This is a genomic window from Spirosoma sp., assembly GCF_026391055.1.
GTDB lineage: Bacteria > Bacteroidota > Bacteroidia > Cytophagales > Spirosomataceae > Spirosoma.
On the sequence record NZ_JAPLET010000016.1, the window covers coordinates 90,925 to 109,525 of the forward strand.

An 18,601-nucleotide genomic window follows, 5' to 3' on the forward strand; every position below is an offset into this window, starting at 1 on the left:
ATCGCGTAGTTGTAGGTAAAACTATAAGGCGATCTGAAAAGTTTACGCTTTGAAAAATAATCAAATAGTTTTTCGTATTATTGATATGTATGAACGATTTGTCCGAAAAGACGCCCAAAAAAGCGATTCTTAAGCAGAGTGGCCGTATTATTTATGAAGTCACGGTCCAGCATGTTGGTACGTTAACGACATTACGTCAGCGGGAACCAACGGTCATTTTCTTTTCTAATCTCCGAAAAGCGGTGGATGCCATTACGGCTGAATTGGCGTTGAACAACTGGCCTTCCAAGGTCAACTATACGGCGGTGTATCGGGGTGTAAAGCAACGGGAATTTTACAGTTGTGATTTCAACGTAGCGGGTGCCCGGGTTTTTCGGGTTAAGGTTGTTCCCCGCGTCCTCAACCCGGCTCTACCCCGCTTAGGCATTGATGAGAACCCCGCAAAATGAGTGATGATTATTCGTTAGTAGTTGTTTTATTACCTGCCACCATTAACTACTAACGAATAACCAATAAGCTTTCAAAACTAATAAGCTTTCAAACTTAAATCCAGACTTTTGATCTGGTGGGTTAGCGCACCGGACGAAATATAATCGACGCCGGTTTCGGCGTAGGCCCGCAAATTAGTTTCGTCGATGCCCCCCGACGCTTCTGTCACAAAGCGACCGTTGATCAGGCGCACCATATCCCGAATCCCATCAGGAGCGAAGTTGTCCAACAGAATAACATCAACCTGCCCAACGCGGAGAACTTCCTCCACTTCGGCGCGATTTCGGGTTTCAACTTCAATGCGCAGCTTCCGGCCGGTTTCGCTCAAATAGGTAACGGCTTTGGTAATGGCCGCTTCGATGCTTCCGGCATAATCGACATGATTGTCTTTGATAAGAATCATGTCGTAAAGCCCAAACCGGTGATTTACGGCACCGCCAATCTTCGTGGCCATTTTCTCACAAATCCGAAAGTTGGGTGTGGTTTTGCGCGTATCCAGGAGTTTAGCCCGCGTTCCTTCCAGCAGGTTGACTAACTCGCGGGTATGCGTAGCGATGCCGCTCATCCGCTGCATGCAGTTCAGGACTAGGCGCTCGGCCGTCAGAATATTCCGAGCATTGCCGCTCACGGTCAGCACCACATCGCCGGGGCTGATGCTGGCCCCGTCGTGCAGGAGAATGTCTACCTCAAAAGTGGGGTCTACTTCGGCAAATACGGCCTTCGCTACCTCAACGCCCGCCAGGATTCCCGTTTCTTTAACTAATAACCGGGCACGCTTTTGCGCATCGGCCGGAATAGTCGATAACGATGTATGGTCGCCATCGCCGACATCCTCGGCAAGGGCTAACTGAATAAACTCGTGTAGATTCATAGATGCAAGGTAGCAGATTTTTTTCGACGGGTGGCTCTACTTTAGTTACGGTATTCCGCAGTTGCCCCGGCCAGAGATTAATTTAACGTTTGAAAATCCTGTTTCATAGTACTTGCATTCCATCAAAAATGGTACGAAATTTGTCATCCGCTAAGGAATAATATGAAGCAACCCCGTGTCATACAACGCTTTTCCAGTTTCGTGCTGGCGACCCTGCTGCTGTTTACGGCCGTTTGGGGGCATGGCAACGTGACACAGGCTAAAGCACCCGTAACGCACAAAGCGGTTGCCGAACAGGCAAAATCGGGAAAAGCCACGGATTCACCATCGTCGGCAACGTTGAGTGCGGCTCAGTTCGAGGCCGTTGTTACCCCCGCCATTCAGTTGGGCGAGTCGGGTCAGAGTGCCTTCCTGCTGCCTGCTCCTGCGCTGCTCATTCTAATGCTGCTGAGCGTTCCGCTGCTTCGTTTTTTTACTTTACCACATTTCTATTTCTCCTTTTTCAGGCATGTATTCGGGCATCATATAGCCACGAATGCACCCTAGTCTACTACAGACAGGCCAATAACAGCCTATTGACCTGAACCCGCTGTTTATTTCCCGAAGCTATGCCCCAGTGCTGGCTCCATCTTTTTTTATCCCAGTAACTTATAGCCAAATCACGGGCAGCAGCCTGTGTAAACCAATGCAAAACAGAACCGGAATTATCATTCTGACAGGCGTTATTGCAGCCATCTGCATCTACTTCCTGTCGTTCACGTTTGTCTCTCGGGGCGTTAAAGCCGATGCCGAGGCTTACGCTACTAACAAACAGGGCGTAGTTGATCGCGACAAGAAGCAACACTACCTCGACTCCCTCTGGAAGGAACCTATTTATCTGGGCAGCACGCTTCAGGAAGTTACCGAACGCGAACTCGGTCTTGGCCTTGACCTGCAAGGTGGTATGCACGTTGTGCTCGAAGTATCGCCTGCCGATATTCTTCGCAGCCTGTCGGGTAACAACCGCGACCCAAAATTCAACGAAGCACTGAAACTGGCCGTTGAAGATCAGAAAACAAGCAGTACCAGCTTTGTCGATCTGTTTGCTAGTGAGTTCAAGAAACTGGCTCCCGATACCAAACTTGCTTCTGTGTTTGCCACCAGTGCCAACCGCAGCAAGATCAACTTCCAATCGTCGGATACCGAAGTACGGAAGTTATTGAACGATGAAGTAAACGGTGCTACGACGCGGGCCTTCCAGATCATCCAGGCGCGGGTCGATAAATTTGGGGTGGCTAACCCAAACATCCAGCGGTTGCCAGGTTCGGGCCGTATCCAGATTGAATTGCCGGGTGTTGATAACCCCGAGCGTATCCGTCGTCTGTTGACAGGTGCTGCTAAACTTGAATTTACCGAGGTATACCGCCTGAACGAACTTGCGCCAGCAATTGAAGGCATGGGTGCGTATCTGCTCAGCCAGGAAGCCGCCCGTAAGGCCGCACTGAAAACAACGGCAACAACGCCAGCAACAGGTTCGGCAGCACAGGGTGCATCGAGCCTTGAGTCGCAACTGGCGCAGGGAAGCAAGAAAGATTCGACAGCGAAAAACGACACGGCAGCGGCTTCTGCTCAGGGCACCGCGCTGACGCAGTTATTCTTGCCCGTCGGCCAGGATCAACTGGGAGTTTACCTGAAAGATACTGCCCGGGCCAACGACGTTCTGAACGCACCTGAAGTGAAAGGTCTTTTCCCGGCCGATGCTTTTTTTGCCTGGGATCGTAAGACATTCAAAGCCACGGATGGTAAAGAAATTCTGCCCCTGTATTTCCTGAAGAAAGCCGGTGGACGCGCTCCTCTCGAAGGTGATGTGATTACAGAAGCGTCGAATGATTACGACGACCGTGGCCGTCCGGAGGTGACGATGAACATGAACCCCGAAGGTGCTCGTAAATGGAAGAACCTGACGGCTGCCAATGTAGGTCGCCCGGTGGCTATTCTGCTGGATAATCTGGTATATACTGCGCCAAACGTACAGAATGAAATCCCCAACGGTCGTTCGAGCATCTCGGGTAACTTCACCGTAGAAGAAACCAAAGATATGGCCAACGTACTGAAGGCCGGTAAGCTACCTGCTCCGACCAACATCGTTGAAGAGAGCGTGGTGGGTGCCACCCTGGGTTCGGAAGCTGTAAGCGCCGGTGTTCTTTCGTCGATTATCGGTATTCTGCTGGTACTGGCCTTTGTGGTATTCTATTACAACCGTGCTGGTTTCATTGCCGACATCGCCCTGATCGTTAACCTGTTCTTCCTGATGGGCGTGATGGCCTCACTAGGAGCCGTCCTGACTATGCCGGGTATTGCCGGTATCGTACTGTCGATTGGTATGGCCGTTGATGCGAACGTACTGATTTTCGAACGTATCAAAGAAGAGCTGGAGCTAGGCAAGACGTTTAAGCTGGCGGTTTCTGATGGTTTTAAGAACGCACTGTCATCAATTATTGACTCCAACGTAACGACCTTCCTGACGGGTATCGTTCTGTTTATCTTCGGAACGGGTCTGATTCTGGGCTTTGCCACTACGCTGATCATCGGTATTCTAACGTCTTTGTTTGCGGCTATTTTCATTACCCGCCTGTTGCTGGAATATTACATCCGCAATGGCAAGACGCTGTCGTTTAGTTCGACTTGGGCGAAGAATCTGTTTGCCGATTCTAACTTCGATTTCGTATCACGCCGGAAACTGTATTACACGGTTTCGTCGATCATCATTGCAGCCGGTATTATCTCCGCTGTTTTCAAAGGATTTGGTCTTGGTGTTGACTTCAAGGGTGGCCGGTCGTATGTGATTCGTTTCGAGAAGACTGTCAGTACAGAAGACGTGCGCAACTCGCTGGAAACCGTTTTAGGTGGCTCGCCTGAGGTGAAAACCTATGGTGGTACGGGTATCGGTGCCAATCAGGTGAAAGTAACGACGCCTTATCTGGTGGATGATAATTCGCAGGGTGCCGATAAGAAAGCCGAAGCGACCATTTATCAGGGCCTTAGCGCCATTAAAGGCAATCCGGCCAAGATTGAAAGTTCGCAGAAAGTTGGTCCGACCATCGCGTACGACTTGCTGACCTCGGCCCTTTGGTCGATCCTGCTGGCCGTAGCGGTAGTATTCGTGTACATCCTGATTCGCTTCAAGAAACTAGCTTTTGGTTATGGAGCGGTTGTTGCCATGTTCCACGACGTACTGATCATTCTGGCTATTTTCTCGATCTTTAATGGTCTGCTGCCTTTCTCACTAGATGTTGACCAGGCGTTTGTAGGTGCCCTGCTCACCATTATGGGTTACTCCATGAACGATACCGTTGTGGTTTTTGACCGGGTACGCGAGTATTTGGCCGAAAACAAAGGCAAGAAAGAATCCATTGCCACGATTATTAATAACGCCCTCAACAGTACCCTGAGCCGCACGGCCGTAACCGGTTTCTCAACCATTCTGGTATTGCTGGTGTTGTTCATCTTCGGTGGTGAAACCATCCGTGGTTTCTCGTTCGCCATGCTTATTGGGGTTGTGGTAGGTACCTATTCATCCTTGTTCGTAGCCACCCCGATTGTAGTTGATGCCCTGACCAACGCTCAGGAAAAGGAAGCGCTCACACCCACTATAGCCACTGCGGCTGATAAGAAAACCGGGTTCGATGCTATTCCTGCCGACTTCACAAGTGCAGCTCCGGCTACGCCCGAAGAGTTTACTGCCAAGAAGGAGAAGAAGGACAAAAAACCGTTGATCCGCCCTTCACAGTCCTAATTTAAAGAGTGAAAGAGCGAAAGAGTGAAAGAGCGAAATCTGGTTAACCGTTTTCTTCGCCCTTTCACTCTTTCGCTCTTTCACTCATTATATTTCGTATATTTCGCCTAAATGCTTAAGATATTTCCCTGAACGACACAATCACCAAACTCTAATTAATCCTGCATGGAAACCAAACTAAAACCTGTTGATACAAGTGTCTGGCGCAAAAAGCCTTTAGCGGCTTATGAGGCAGACATGAAAAAGAGCGAACTAAAACGCGTGCTAACACGCTGGGGATTAACCTCGCTGGGCATTGGCGCCGTTATTGGGGGCGGTATCTTCGTATTAACAGGTATTGCCGCTCATGACTGGGCAGGTCCGGCTCTTGCGTTGTCGTTTGTGCTGGCGGGTATAGCCTGTACATTTGCAGCCCTCTGTTATGCTGAGTTTGCGTCAATCCTGCCCGTAGAAGGGTCAGCCTATGCGTATTCGTACGGAACGGTCGGCGAAATCTTTGCCTGGCTCATCGGCTGGAATTTGATTCTTGAGTACATGATGGGGGCCACAACCGTGGCCGTAAGCTGGTCCGGTTATTTCGAAAAACTTCTTCACTTGTTCGGGATCAACCCACCTTTGTGGCTAATGAATGACCCCATTACAGCTCAGGAAAAAGCCGAAAAGCTGCGAGCTGCCGGCGAAGCTATTCCAGACTTTACATTTGCCTTCAACTTACCTGCTTTCCTGATTGTATTGGTGGTGACCTATATTCTGGTGCGGGGTATTAAAGAAGCGGCCAGTACCAACAATATTATCGTTATTGTGAAAGTGGCCGTAGTCATTTTTGTGATTGTTGTCGGTGCATTTTACGTCGACACAACCAACTGGGTACCATTCATACCCGATACAATTGTCGACAGTTCGGGTCAGCAGCATTACGGCTTCAATGGTATCGTGACAGCGGCCAGTATCGTGTTTTTCGCATATATCGGGTTCGATGCTGTTTCTACCCAGGCCGGAGAAGCAATCAACCCAAAGAAAGATGTACCGTTTGCTATTCTTGCTTCGCTTATTATCTGTACAATACTCTACATTTTGGTTTCTCTGGTGCTGACGGGCATGGTACCGTTTAAAAGTCTCGACTTGAAAGCTCCTGTGGCACAGGCTTTTGCCGATAAAGGTTTAACGTGGGCCGTTTACATTATCACTATTGCTGCTTTGGGTGGATTAACTTCCGTTATGCTGGTGATGATGCTCGGTCAAACCCGGGTATTCCTTGGCATGGCCAAGGATGGCCTGATTCCTCCAGGTCTGTTTGCGTCTATTCACCCACGCTTTAAAACCCCCTGGAAAAGCACAATTCTGGTCGGTTTGATTGTATCAATAGTTGCTGCCTTAACACCTATCGACAAAGTATCGGAGTTGACAAGTTCAGGAACTCTGCTGGCATTTGCTATGATCTGCGGAGCCGTCTGGTTGCTGCGGGTTCGGGAACCTAATTTAGAACGTCCTTATCGGACGCCGGTTTTACCGCTCATAGCCACCTTAGGTATTCTGGCAAACTTGTACTTAATGTATAACCTCAGGACCGACACCAAAATTTCTTTTGTAATCTGGTGTGCTATTGGGCTGGTTGTGTATTTCACTTACAGCCGTAAGCATAGTCATCTGAATAAGCCTCAGGAATAGGCTACCAGTCAGTTGAATTTTATACGTTAATGGAAATGCCCTTCGATGTTAACATCGAAGGGCATTTCCATTAGTTGATAGATTAAACAAGTGTAGTTTTGCCCCACAATGAGTGAACAGGAGTTGTTTGGGTATGCATCGGCCATCGTGGTAGGCCTGGTAATTGGGCTGGCAGGTGGGGGCGGTTCCATACTGACCGTCCCCATTTTCGTGTATGTATTTCAGATACCCACCGTACTGGCTACCACCTATTCGCTGTTTGTGGTAGGGTCTACTTCACTGGTGGGTTCGGTGAACCACATCTGGCATCGAAAGGTCGATTTGCGCGTAACGGCAGCGTTTGCGCTTCCGTCGTTTGTATCGGTTTACTTAAGTCGCCGGTTTCTGGTTCCGGCCCTCCCCGACCCGCTGTTTCAGTTCGAGCGGTTTGTCTTATCCAAAAGTGAGGCTATTCTGTACTTCTTTGCTATTGTAATGATTATTGCCGCCCGTGCCATGATTAAAAACGACCGCCCGGAGCAGGGCGAAGCTGCCGATGGACGCCCACGCTACGGCAGTCTGGCCCTAGATGGATTAGCGGTTGGCTTATTAACGGGTACAATTGGTGCCGGGGGCGGTTTTCTGATCGTGCCTCTGCTGGTACTCCTGGCCGGATTGCCTATGCCCAGAGCCGTGGCGACCTCTGTGCTGATTATCGCCGTCAATTCATTCGTCGGGTTTATGGGCGACATTCAGCATACACAGCCGGATTGGAATTTTCTGCTACCTTTCACCGGTTTATCCATTATCGGGATCTTCATTGGTATGTACTCGGCTCAGTTTGTACCACCCGATAAACTCAGAAAAGGGTTTGGCTGGTTTGTCTTGGTCGTGGCGATTTACATGCTTATTCGGGAAATATTATGCCGTGGATAACCAGCCGCTGCCGTTACAATCCACAACTACAAAACAAAGCAGGGGCTGGCACCCGCATTACACTATGATTATCGAACAACTGTATACGGGCTGTCTGGCCCAGGGCGCTTATTATATCGAGAGTAACGGCGAAGCCGCCATCATTGACCCCCTCCGGGAAACATCGCCTTACATCCGGAAAAGCGATAAGGCGGGTGCCAAAATAAAGTATGTTTTCGAAACTCACTTCCACGCCGACTTTGTATCCGGTCATATCGACTTAGCCCAAAAGACAGGCGCTACAATTGTGTACGGCCCGAATGCCAACACCACCTATGAGGCTTATCATGCCAAAGACGGCGAAACTTTCACCCTCGGGCATTTGACCATAAAAGTGCTGCATACACCCGGTCACACACTCGAATCGACCACCTACCTGCTGATCGACGAAACCGGAAAAGACCACGCCATTTTTACTGGCGATACTCTGTTCATTGGCGATGTTGGCCGGCCAGATTTGGCCATTAAAGGTGATCTGACCGAACATGATCTGGCAGGTATGTTATACGACAGTCTTCAAACCAAGATCATGCCTCTTGCCGACGATGTAATCGTTTACCCCGCACACGGGGCCGGGTCGGCCTGCGGCAAGAACATGAGTAAGGAAACAACCGACAGGCTGGGTAACCAGAAACGTTTTAACTACGCGCTTCGCACTAAGTCTCGGGAGGAGTTCATTGAGAAAGTACTCGATGGCCTTACCACAGCACCTGCTTACTTTGCCGAAAATGCCCGGCTCAATAAAGAAGGTTATGAATCCATCGACCGCGTTTTACAGCGGGGTAGTCAGACCTTTTCGCCCGATGCCTTTGAAGCAGCCGTAAACGAAACCGGAGCATTGATTCTGGATGTACGGGAAGCGGCTGATTTTGCTAAAGGATTTATTCCAAATGCTATCAATATTGGCCTGAACGGGCAATTTGCTCCCTGGGTTGGTGCGTTGATACCGGACTTAATGCAGCCTATTGCCCTTGTCGCGCCTGAGGGCCAGGAGGGCGAAACTGTTCTGCGTTTGGCGCGTGTTGGCTACGATAACTGCATCGGCTTTTTAGAAGGGGGCTTTTCGGCCTGGCAAAAGGCGGGGAAAGAAGTGGACCAGATCGACTCCATTCCGGCAGAGGAATTTGCCAGCCGGTGGCAGCAGAACCCCCATATACCGATTGTCGATGTACGAAAATCAACCGAGTTTGCCGCAGAACACGTTGCCGGAGCCAGCACTATTCCGTTGGACAACATCAACGACCACATGGCCGACATACCACGTCATGAGCCGGTTTATGTGCATTGTGCCGGTGGATACCGCTCCATGGTGGCTAATTCCATTCTGAAAGCCCGTGGGTTCGACAACGTTATAAATGTAGAAGGTGGACTAGCGGCTATTCGGAATACAGCCGTCACAGTGACAAGTGGTGTGTCTGTTCTATAATAAATTCGCTGTATACGCTCGGTTCTTACTTCGTTAGAAACCTCCCGACAGAAGTTTGTCTGGAAACCAACGAATTTGGCGAATACTCTGTTTAATAGATGCAGAGAAAAGATTAAACAAAATTCACTTATCTTCGTTGATAGTTTATTAATTGTTGCGACCATGAGTACGTATTCAATCAGAGATTTAGAGCAGTTGTCTGGCATTAAAGCCCATACCCTACGCATCTGGGAACAACGCTACGCGATTTTGACGCCAGATCGAAGCGATACCAACATTCGTTCTTACGGTGATGAGGACCTCAAGCGTGTTCTGAATATTTCGCTGTTAAAAGATCATGGATACAAAATTTCGGAGATCGCGAAGCTGTCGTCAGAAGAACTGAGCAATGAAGTCGTGAAAATTTCCGAACGGCAGCTCAATTACCCGGATCAGATTCATGCCCTGACGATCTCGATGCTTGATCTGAGCGAAGATCGATTCGAAAAAATTATCAATACCAATATCAGTCAGTTCGGTTTCGAGAATACGATGATCAACATCGTTTACCCATTTCTAAGCCGTATTGGTACGCTCTGGCTCACGGGTTCTGTAGGCCCGGCACAGGAGCACTTTATCACGAACCTGATCCGGCAGAAACTGATTGTTGCTATTGACGGATTATCTGCCACTACACCGAGTAACGGCAAAAAGTATATGCTCTTCCTGCCGGAAGGCGAATTCCACGAGATCAGCCTTTTATTTGCGCATTACATCATTCGCTGCCGTGCTAACAAGGTGATTTACCTGGGTCAGAGCATGCCCTTCAATGAACTGGTATTTGCCCACTCGTTGTATAAACCGGATTGTATTTTCTCGGTCATTACATCGGTGCCCTCCAACCATGAAGTGCAGCCCTATGTCGATCGACTGGCAAAGGCTTTTCCTGATTCACAAATTCTGTTAACAGGTTATCAGGTGGTGGGGCAGGACATCGAGACGCCGGAAAATACCCGCATCGTCAACCAAATCAATGATTTGATGCGCCTTGCCAGCTAGTCAGGCATTCGTCAAACGCTGGGCAAACCAAAGTGCGCGCCGTTCGGCATAGGTATACGGGTCGCGAACCAGTTGAAAACCAACATGACCACCCGTACGAGGTGTTTCCAGAAAAATATGCGGATGAACTTTTGCTAATGCTTCAGGCGAGCATTCTGCCGAAAGTAGTGGATCGTTCTGGGCATTGAGCAGCAATGTAGGCACTGCAATATCCGGCATGAAATTAACGGCCGACGCTTGGGTGTAAAAATCGTCAGCATCGCGGTAATTGTTCACCGGGGCTGAAAAGAACTCATCGAAATCTTTCCACTGTTTCACCTGTCGGATCTTGCTCATGTCCAGCCGCCCAGGATACATCTGCGCCTTCCGGGAAATTTTAACCAGCAATTTTTTCATAAAGCGATTCCGGTAAAACCGGTTCGATGGGCGGTCGAGCAGACAGGCGCTGGCACCTAAATCCGTTGGCGCCGAGATCGCAATACCACCTTTGATTGCTTTGGAAAGCTGATTTCCGTGCACTCCGAGGTATTTAAGTGTGATGTTGCCGCCCATACTGTAACCAACGAGAATAAGCTCCTGGTACCGTTTTGCTTGAAGCGCATGATCTATCACTTCGCCAAAGTCCCCAATTTCGCCATGATTATACAGGCGGAAAGCCTGGTTCATCTCACCACTACACGACCGGCAGTTCCAGGCGAGAACATCGTAGTTGTGCTGGGCGAATAACTTGGCCGTTCCCAGAATGTATTGTCGGTTACTGTCCCCTTCCAGGCCGTGGGTGAGTATTACCAGCCGCTTCTGTCCCTGCTTAATCCAGTCCAGGTCAACAAAATCACCATCGGTCAGTATCAGGCGTTCGCGCTCATAGGAGATTCCGGTCACTGCGCGTGTCAGGCTGGGAATGATGGTTTGCAAATGGCCATTGTATTGATAAGCGGGCGGTCCGGAATAAGGCGAATGAATGAGCGGCATATTAACCAAACAACGAATACATTTACGGTGTTGTTTCACCACATCTTATAGTTATGCAGTTTGCCAAATATATATCTGTCGTTATTGCCAGCACCATAAAATTTGTGGGCGGGCCAATCTCAGGTGCAGCACTGGGCTTAGGCTGGCTGGAAACAACAGTATGTACGGCACTGGGCATGATGATCAGCGTAGTGATCGTTACGTTTGCCGGAGCAGCTTTACAAACTCTGCTGCAACGCTACCGAAAACAGCCCCCCAAACGCTTTACCAAACGCACCCGCATGGCTATCCGTATCTGGAAACGCTCCGGCCTGGCGGGTATCGCCTTTCTGACACCCCTTATTCTTACGCCAATTGGCGGTACCATTCTGGCTCTGTCGTTTGGGGTTAAACGCGGACAGGTGGTGCTGTATATGCTCGTCAGCGCCCTGGTGTGGGCCATCGTGCAAACACTCGCTTTTTATCAGATTCCGGGCCTTAAAGGCATGTTCAACTAGCAGACTATTGTATAAACCGCTTGAATTCAGTAGCCACCCTATCCATGAAATCCATCCTGCTCTTCTGGGTGTTTGTTCTGTTTACCCGCTCGGCCTTTCCGCAGGCTGTTCTATCAACCGTCTTTTCTTATAGCCATTCCGCTGTTTCTGTACAGACTGGTCATGAAGAACGAACCTTAGCCGAAGGTACCACCCGTGATTTCCCCCACTTCCTGATTCAGGCAATAACCCTGGAGGCCAATCAGCCCGCTCAGCCTGTCCAGCAACTCGATGAGGAAGTGATGCTGCTCGTCAGATCGGGTGAATTAACGCTGCTACTTGGAGGAAAGCATAAAAACCTGGTGCCCGGTAGCGTCGTTATGATTATGCCCGGCGATGACTACCGGGTTGACAACAAGTCCAGTCAGCCCCTTACCTATTACCTGATACGCTACACGTCCAACGAAATGCCCGATCTGGATTTATACAGGCTATTGGGTGGTTCATTCTGGGCCGACTGGCGGGAGATTGCCCCGACCACCAATCAACACGGGAGTAGCCACAAGCTGTCGCCCTACCCGACCATCATGAGCGACCGTGTAGCCATAGAGTTTGTGAGCGTCAATGCGGGTATGGCAGGACAGACGGTTCACAGGCACCGGGCGGCCGAACTCCTACTCATCCTGGATAATCCGGTTCATGTGCCTATCGACGGGGCGCAAAAAGAGGCACAGGCCGGCGACCTTATCTTTATCGAATCGGATGTAGAGCACGGCATTAATCCGGCCCGTTCGGAAGGCTGCAGCTATGTATCTGTCCTGTTTTAGCGCCTGACGTTGTGCAGGATAGGAATCATCACCCTTTTTGTATCAACCACGCTGGTTCAAACCATCGGTCGTTACCGGCTAACGGTCTGGGGTACGGATGCGGGTGTTTTTTTACGAAAGTCCCCCTGCGAGAAGTACTTTTCGATCAGGCAGTACATCAGGATAAAGAAATAGCGACTACCCATTTCTTTAATTTTTAGCTTCGATTCGCCGTATTTCCGGTTGGTCCAGCTATTGGGAACGACATCAAACGTATAACCCCGGACAATGGCCTTCAGGGGCAACTCAACGGTGAGGTTGAAATGGGGGGACAGAAACGGCTTGACACCTTCGATGGTCTCCCGTCGATAAAGTTTGAAAGCGTTTGTAGTATCGTTGTATTTGATACCCATTACCATCCGGACAATAAAGTTGGCAATCCGGTTAATGAATTTTTTCAGGGGGGGGTAATCAATTACTTTCCCGCCTTTTATCCATCGTGAGCCAAACACAGCGTCGACACCCGTATCCAGCATTTTGTTGTAGAACAGTACCAGGTCTTCAGGATCGTCTGAAAGATCAGCCATGAAGACAGCCACACAATCGCCCGAGAAACGCTCCAATCCATAGCGAACGGCATATCCGAACCCATTGGGACCCGGGTTGGTATAATAAACCAGCGTTGGAATTTCAGTAGCAGCTAACTGCTCCAATGTTTTCAGCGTACCATCCTTCGAATTGTCGTTTGTCACGCAGATTTCGTGGGGAATGCCATGTTTCGCCAGCGTCTGGTAGAGCGATCGAAGAGTTGGCGGCAACGACTCTTCCTCATTATAGGCAGGTATGACAACGCTTAATTTCATACACAAAAATAGAAATAACAGTTGGTAAAGCTAAACTTTGGGTTTCCAATGATCGGCTACATCAGGAACGGCCTGCCGAATGCGGGATAGTACATCAGACGATAGCGGCCCCAACTCTTCGGCCCGGCGATTGGCAGCGACCTGCCGCTCGTTCCGCATACCGGGAATAACTACGCCAATAGCTTCATTGGATAAACTGAATCGTAAGGCAGAAATTGCCATTCCACCGGGCTGATCGTCTAAAAAAGCCAGTTTACGAATAGACTCAAGGAGCCAGTTCCGGTCACGCTCGGGCAGATAATGCCGGTACTGATCGGCCGGAAAAACGGGGTCCTGTGTCAGATAAGCCGGGTTCAGAAAACCGGAAGCCAGCGGTACCCGCCCGATAAAAAAATACTGGCTTGCATTGGGACCAATGAAGAGAAGATCCTCGGCCCGGCGGTCCAGCGCATTGTAGATCACTTCTAATACACTGCCAAAGCCAGCCTCCATAACGCGCCTGGCGCCGTACACCGACCGGGAACTAACCCCATACGAACGAATTTTTCCCGCCTGCACCAGATCCTCAAACGGTTTCGGGTCGTAGACTGACCAGTCGAAGGCATCCGGTGGGCTATGCAATAGCAGCACGTCGAGCGTATCGACACCCAGCCGACGCAGACTGGCATCTACGGCTTCGGTCATATAGGCTGCGCTATAGTCCTGTATGGGTTGTCCCTCAGACGTTTGCAGGTTACCGAATTTGGTACAAATCAGGGCGTTTGCCGCTGACTTCTGTATAAACGCTTCATGCAGTATAGTTTCGGCCTGTCCCCGGCCATAGCTATCAGCTGTATCGAAGAAGTTTATTCCCTCATCCAGGGCGGCATGTACGGCGCGGATGGCCTCCGTTTTGTCAACTCCACCCCAGCCTGTCGGGTTGCCGTTTACGACGTTGGGACCGCCAAACTGCCAGGTACCAAACCCCAGTCGGGATGTAAGCTGCTCGTTTATGGATTCAGGCATAAGTAAGTAATGAAACAGTCTGGTTGTCCTTAAGCCATCGACCAAAGTCAACTGCTTAAGGATAACCAGACTGTAATTAGTCTGAAAAGCGCTTTCTCTTCCGGCGATTATGGTCGACTTAAGGGAAATGTCTTATTCAGGAAATGGGATCAATAAACAGCGTCGGCGGCTGGCGTGATGATGATTTTTCCTTTGATCAGGCTGCGCTGACCCGGATATTCGGCAAAGAACGCGTTCCGGCCGTGCAACACCCGATCATCGTGAAAGAAAACGGCTTCGCCTTTCTGCAGTTGAACCGGTAAAATAACACCGGCATTCATGATCCGCGACTCCAGAAACTGGTGAAAACGCTCGCAGAGGTCCAGCACTTCCGGCGTATTCTCCTCCCGCGACAGGCAGAAGTAATTCCAGTTGGCCAGATAGCCTTCGCCATCTTTGTCAATGATTTTCCGAACCTTCCGGGCACCACCTTTGGCGTGAATAACATCGGTAGCCATCAGTTCTTCCAGCAGGGCTTCTTCCCCATCCAGCTTCATACACTCAACCAGATCGGGCAGGTCGAAGAACGTAGTGGCTCCGCCTATTTTAGCTCTGGAAGCACAGTAGAAAAAGTTTACAGCCTCTTCGCCACCCAGCTCAACGTACGAATCATCCGTATGCATGGGCTGACGCGTGTTGCTGGAGCGGTAACGGTCCGGAATCTGCGGGTCGTAGGTAATGTCGATCCAACGATTTCCGGTCATTTTACCGGTGGCAAGGTCTTCGTCGGCGGCATGGATGCGGCCAATCGTCTCAGACAGTTTGCTGTAAAAATCGTGTACTGGCAAGTCTTCGCGAAAGCCCGACAGAAAAACCAGCTTGTTATTCTGAACGGCTTCTTTCACGTTCTGAATCGTTTCTTCCGGCGTAGTATAGACAACTTGCTGAAAAAAATTCATAGCCTTTTTAGTTTCGTTATTTGTTCACAAAATAGAAAAAGTCAAACGGTTACCCAAATACGTGTAACCCAACTGATCAATTATTTAGAATACGGTGTAGGCCAATGGCTACCGTTCCGTAAGCACGCTGTAAAACAGGTGGCGTTAAATAGTCATAAATGACTGATTTCAAGTCAACCCAGTTTGGTTTTGCCAAGTTATAATAGCGAAAAGCGAGCCGTACTTTTGCAAAATAAGAATCACGAAACTGCTTGCTTCTCAGCATCATCCGATAATATCGGGCTATATTTTTTTTCAATAAGCCGTCGTAACGGTAGTCCAGCTCGCGGTTGATATTCGAGTACATATCAATTCGGTTTTGCAGGAAAACAGCATCGTCGTACTTATCGGAATAGCTGGTACCATTACTGTTTTTCCGATAAACCGACATAAGATCGGGTATATACCCTATTTTACCCATCTTGGCCTTCAGGATCAGCCGGGGGATGTCACCGCTAACCGATTCGCTAAACCAGGCCGGATACTCTTTGATTGAGTTTCGATACATGGTACTCGACGTAGCCATGAACCAGATTTCGTCTTCGCCAATCAGATCCTCAATGGTGTAAAACGGCTTTGTGTCGGGGCCGTTCAGCACATGCGACGGACTGCCATCTTCGTAGGTAATCAACGCATTGTGGAAAACCATCGAATAATCCGGATGGGCATCGAGCAAATCGGCCTGCTTCTGAATTTTAAGCGGGTCGGTAAAATAATCGTCACCATCCATCAGGGCATAATATTCACCTTTGGCCTGCTTCAGCGTTTCCAGAAAATTAATCCCCCCGTTCTTACCCATGTTACGCGGGTGTAATATACCGCGTACCAGACCAGGATGCTGGCGTTCATATTCCTGAATAATTTCCCTTGTTCCATCCTTCGAGAAATCATCGCCAACCAGGATTTCAATTGGAAACGTAGTTTGTTGAGCCAGCGCACTATCGATGGCCTGACGGATGAAATTCTGCTGATTATAAGTAATAATCAGAACGCTTACTTTCGGCATAAAGAACGGGGAGTCAATCAGTTTTGGCAGACGCTACTGTATAGCATTTCCCAAAACCGTGAACTAAGCATTAAACCGCAACTTCAGAGGAAGTGTTTTTGGCCGTTTGAATATGAGCTTTCCAGCCCTGCGGTTCATCTTTATCGGCGGGTTTTGCCCAGGGGTCATAGAAAGGCAAAATAGCCACCCAACGTCCGGCTGGATCGTCCCAACTGAAACGGTCGGCAAAACTCGATGGGCTAACCCAGTGCGGCAGATCATACCGGAACAGAATGATGTCGCCCATATCCTGGAAGCCTTCTGTCTCAACAATGTGGTCGTTGATAACATAGCCGGTTCCGCCCGATGTGTAGTCTTTTCCGTACTGATTCAGGGCCAGAATGGTGCCCACCTTCTGCGGATTGAGCGGGTGCCAGTGGCGCCCAAAGAAACTGCCACCCAGTGGGTAATGCGTTACCTGTGGATGGAAATATGGCTGGCCTTTATGAATTCCATATTCTTCGGTGTTGCCGGTCAGGTCGTTCCAGAATTGCCGCATTGGGTTAAAAACGCTCAGCAGTGTTTGCTTCATCGACTCGTCGAGGTCCAGAATGGCATCGAAGGTATGGTCGTGAAACAACTGGGGCGCCTGCTGGATTTTAGCGATGTGCAGACGCTGTTTATGCTGGTTGTTATCAAATGTATCCGGTCCCTCGGCCAGCGGGGTTGTGTCGGCCCAGGCGCGGGTAGTAGCAATGACGCTACGGAGCGTATTTTCCGGGATACCGGTTCTGATAATAACGATGTTTGGTTCGTTGACCAACCGCATCACCTCCTCATAAGGAACTTCAGGAACGATCCGTCCATCCTTAAATTCGGCGTCAACTTTTATCAGGTATTTTGCAACTTCTTTCATAAAAGAAAACTTGTCAATGCGCGATTTTCGCTGCTGTTGTCAATTGTTTAATTTTTGTCACAAAGTAGGGTGGTATCCGGAGATAATACAACGCGTCGTTTATTGATTCTGATCAACTCCCTGGCTGATTTGCGTAGCCAAATCCCGATGCACCAAACCCGTTTCCGTTATATAACATGATCCACTGGCTCTGGTGTTTGAAAATATGGCAATAGTCCATCATGACTGAGTCCCAGCCCTCTGCCGACCGTTCTATACCGGCAAGTTCATCTTTCCGCTCCCAGCTTATGCCATCTTTCGACTCGGCGTAACCGATCCGATAGCTCCGTTCAACATCGGTGCGGTAGTTGGTTGCGTTGCGGTACGAAAAGTACATTTTATACAAATCACCGTCTTTGTACACCGTTGGCCGGCCAATGGCATCCGTGAACTCGTCGTAACCTACGCACACATGCCCCGTACGTTTCCAGTCGATACCATCTTCCGATTCCGCATACTTGACATCGTAGAACGGCTCGGGATGCCCGTCGATCACCTCTATTTTGGTGCAGGACAGGTACCACATCCGCCAGCGAACAGAGCCGTCGAGTTGCTCCTCCCGCATCACGCAGGGCTGCGCTATCCAGACCTGATCGTAGATAGAGCGGTCGAGCAAAGGGCCCGTATACTTACGCTCAAACGTTAAGCCGCCATCCCGACTAATGGCTAACCCAATAGCAAGTCGATAGCTGGCCGTTTCGCTTTTGTTCCAGCCGGTATAGTACAGCCAGATTTCATCACCTACAGGTAAAAACCAGGATGGCATAGTTCCGGTTTCGTCAAACATACCAACAGCCCCTTTCTGTAAACAGGGCTTGTCGTGTACATACGTTACTTCCGACAGATTATCCGGATTCAGCTCAACAAACGATACAGCTGATGCACTGTGCTCGTCGCGGGTAGAAAAATAAACCCGCACTTTGTCCTGCATCGGGAAACCAAAGGGAACCTGTGCGTGAGTACGGCTGAACGGTTTTGACCCATCGGGCTTATAAACCAGTCCTTTTTTATGCCAAGTCATTGAATTCAGATCTTATAGTAGTTAAGCCTATGTACCCACGGGTTTCAGCCCGTGTAGTTGAGAACGTAAAAACACGGGCTGAAGACCCGTGGGTACATACCGGTTACAATTAAATACTGGTAGACAAACGGGCTACCATGCTGTCGTGGATTTGGGTCATGGTCTCCTTCAGATCGAAGGTCCAGTCCCAGCCCGGATAGTGCGCCTTGAACTTGCTCAGGTCCGAGATGTACCAGATGTGGTCCCCGCTCCGGTTGGTCTCCGAGTACTGGTAGTTCATCTTGTTGCCCGAAATCTGCTCACACAACGCAATCGCTTCC

At 49.5% G+C, this 18,601-nt stretch carries 17 protein-coding genes and 1 pseudogene; 9 read left to right on the forward strand and 9 right to left on the reverse strand.

Going from position 1 to position 18,601, the window contains the following annotated elements:
- Nucleotides 1-89: 89 nt before the first annotated feature.
- Nucleotides 90-449 (forward strand): hypothetical protein, encoded by a 360-nt coding sequence (locus NT073_RS08795; protein WP_297371895.1) that lies wholly within the window; start codon nt 90-92, stop codon nt 447-449.
- A gap of 77 nt (nt 450-526) precedes the next feature.
- Here NT073_RS08795 and nadC read toward each other — a convergent pair whose 3' ends face one another.
- Nucleotides 527-1,360: a carboxylating nicotinate-nucleotide diphosphorylase gene (nadC, locus tag NT073_RS08800; RefSeq protein WP_297371898.1), complete on the reverse strand. Its 834-nt coding sequence runs from the start codon at nt 1,358-1,360 to the stop codon at nt 527-529.
- 162 nt (nt 1,361-1,522) lie between these two features.
- Between nadC and NT073_RS08805 the strand changes: the two genes are divergently transcribed.
- The 6 genes from NT073_RS08805 to NT073_RS08830 all read left to right on the forward strand — a co-directional run bounded on the left by NT073_RS08805 (nt 1,523) and on the right by NT073_RS08830 (nt 10,221).
- Entirely contained in the window at nt 1,523-1,906 is a 384-nt protein-coding gene (locus NT073_RS08805) for a hypothetical protein (protein ID WP_012929641.1), read from the forward strand.
- A 139-nt stretch (nt 1,907-2,045) separates the two neighbouring features.
- Nucleotides 2,046-5,135 (forward strand): protein translocase subunit SecDF, encoded by a 3,090-nt coding sequence (secDF, locus tag NT073_RS08810; RefSeq protein ID WP_297371901.1) that lies wholly within the window; start codon nt 2,046-2,048, stop codon nt 5,133-5,135.
- A gap of 165 nt (nt 5,136-5,300) precedes the next feature.
- Nucleotides 5,301-6,803 (forward strand): amino acid permease, encoded by a 1,503-nt coding sequence (locus tag NT073_RS08815; RefSeq protein WP_297371903.1) that lies wholly within the window; start codon nt 5,301-5,303, stop codon nt 6,801-6,803.
- 108 nt (nt 6,804-6,911) lie between these two features.
- Nucleotides 6,912-7,718 (forward strand): sulfite exporter TauE/SafE family protein, encoded by an 807-nt coding sequence (locus NT073_RS08820; protein WP_297371906.1) that lies wholly within the window; start codon nt 6,912-6,914, stop codon nt 7,716-7,718.
- Between the two features lie 64 nt (nt 7,719-7,782).
- Nucleotides 7,783-9,183 (forward strand): MBL fold metallo-hydrolase, encoded by a 1,401-nt coding sequence (locus tag NT073_RS08825; RefSeq protein ID WP_297371909.1) that lies wholly within the window; start codon nt 7,783-7,785, stop codon nt 9,181-9,183.
- A gap of 162 nt (nt 9,184-9,345) precedes the next feature.
- Complete coding sequence (locus NT073_RS08830) at nt 9,346-10,221, forward strand: MerR family transcriptional regulator (protein WP_297371912.1); 876 nt, start codon at nt 9,346-9,348, stop codon at nt 10,219-10,221.
- Here the strand turns inward: NT073_RS08830 and NT073_RS08835 are convergent, their stop codons facing one another.
- Nucleotides 10,222-11,193, reverse strand: coding sequence for an alpha/beta fold hydrolase (locus NT073_RS08835; protein ID WP_297371915.1), 972 nt, complete (start codon nt 11,191-11,193; stop codon nt 10,222-10,224). It lies immediately after the preceding gene.
- A gap of 53 nt (nt 11,194-11,246) precedes the next feature.
- On the opposite strand from NT073_RS08835, the gene NT073_RS08840 reads away from it, so the two are divergent.
- Complete coding sequence (locus NT073_RS08840) at nt 11,247-11,690, forward strand: hypothetical protein (protein ID WP_012929648.1); 444 nt, start codon at nt 11,247-11,249, stop codon at nt 11,688-11,690.
- A gap of 44 nt (nt 11,691-11,734) precedes the next feature.
- Nucleotides 11,735-12,496, forward strand: coding sequence for a cupin (locus tag NT073_RS08845; RefSeq protein ID WP_297371918.1), 762 nt, complete (start codon nt 11,735-11,737; stop codon nt 12,494-12,496).
- Nucleotides 12,497-12,567: 71 nt separating this feature from the next.
- Here NT073_RS08845 and NT073_RS08850 read toward each other — a convergent pair whose 3' ends face one another.
- From NT073_RS08850 to NT073_RS08880, 7 genes and pseudogenes are all read right to left on the reverse strand, one after another.
- Nucleotides 12,568-13,338, reverse strand: coding sequence for a glycosyltransferase family 2 protein (locus NT073_RS08850; RefSeq protein WP_297371921.1), 771 nt, complete (start codon nt 13,336-13,338; stop codon nt 12,568-12,570).
- Nucleotides 13,339-13,368: 30 nt separating this feature from the next.
- Nucleotides 13,369-14,343, reverse strand: a complete 975-nt coding sequence (locus tag NT073_RS08855; RefSeq protein WP_297371926.1) for an aldo/keto reductase — start codon at nt 14,341-14,343, stop codon at nt 13,369-13,371.
- Nucleotides 14,344-14,492: 149 nt separating this feature from the next.
- Nucleotides 14,493-15,281, reverse strand: coding sequence for a TauD/TfdA family dioxygenase (locus NT073_RS08860; RefSeq protein ID WP_297371929.1), 789 nt, complete (start codon nt 15,279-15,281; stop codon nt 14,493-14,495).
- Nucleotides 15,282-15,357: 76 nt separating this feature from the next.
- The gene (locus NT073_RS08865; RefSeq protein ID WP_297371932.1) at nt 15,358-16,326 is read right to left on the reverse strand and encodes a glycosyltransferase family 2 protein; all 969 of its coding nucleotides are present in this window, start codon (nt 16,324-16,326) and stop codon (nt 15,358-15,360) included.
- Nucleotides 16,327-16,396: 70 nt separating this feature from the next.
- Entirely contained in the window at nt 16,397-17,221 is an 825-nt protein-coding gene (locus tag NT073_RS08870; RefSeq protein ID WP_297371935.1) for a hypothetical protein, read from the reverse strand.
- Nucleotides 17,222-17,333: 112 nt separating this feature from the next.
- Nucleotides 17,334-18,281, reverse strand: a complete 948-nt coding sequence (locus NT073_RS08875; RefSeq protein WP_297371938.1) for a hypothetical protein — start codon at nt 18,279-18,281, stop codon at nt 17,334-17,336.
- Nucleotides 18,282-18,390: 109 nt separating this feature from the next.
- A pseudogene (locus tag NT073_RS08880) lies at nt 18,391-18,601 on the reverse strand (NAD-dependent epimerase); the annotation flags it as partial.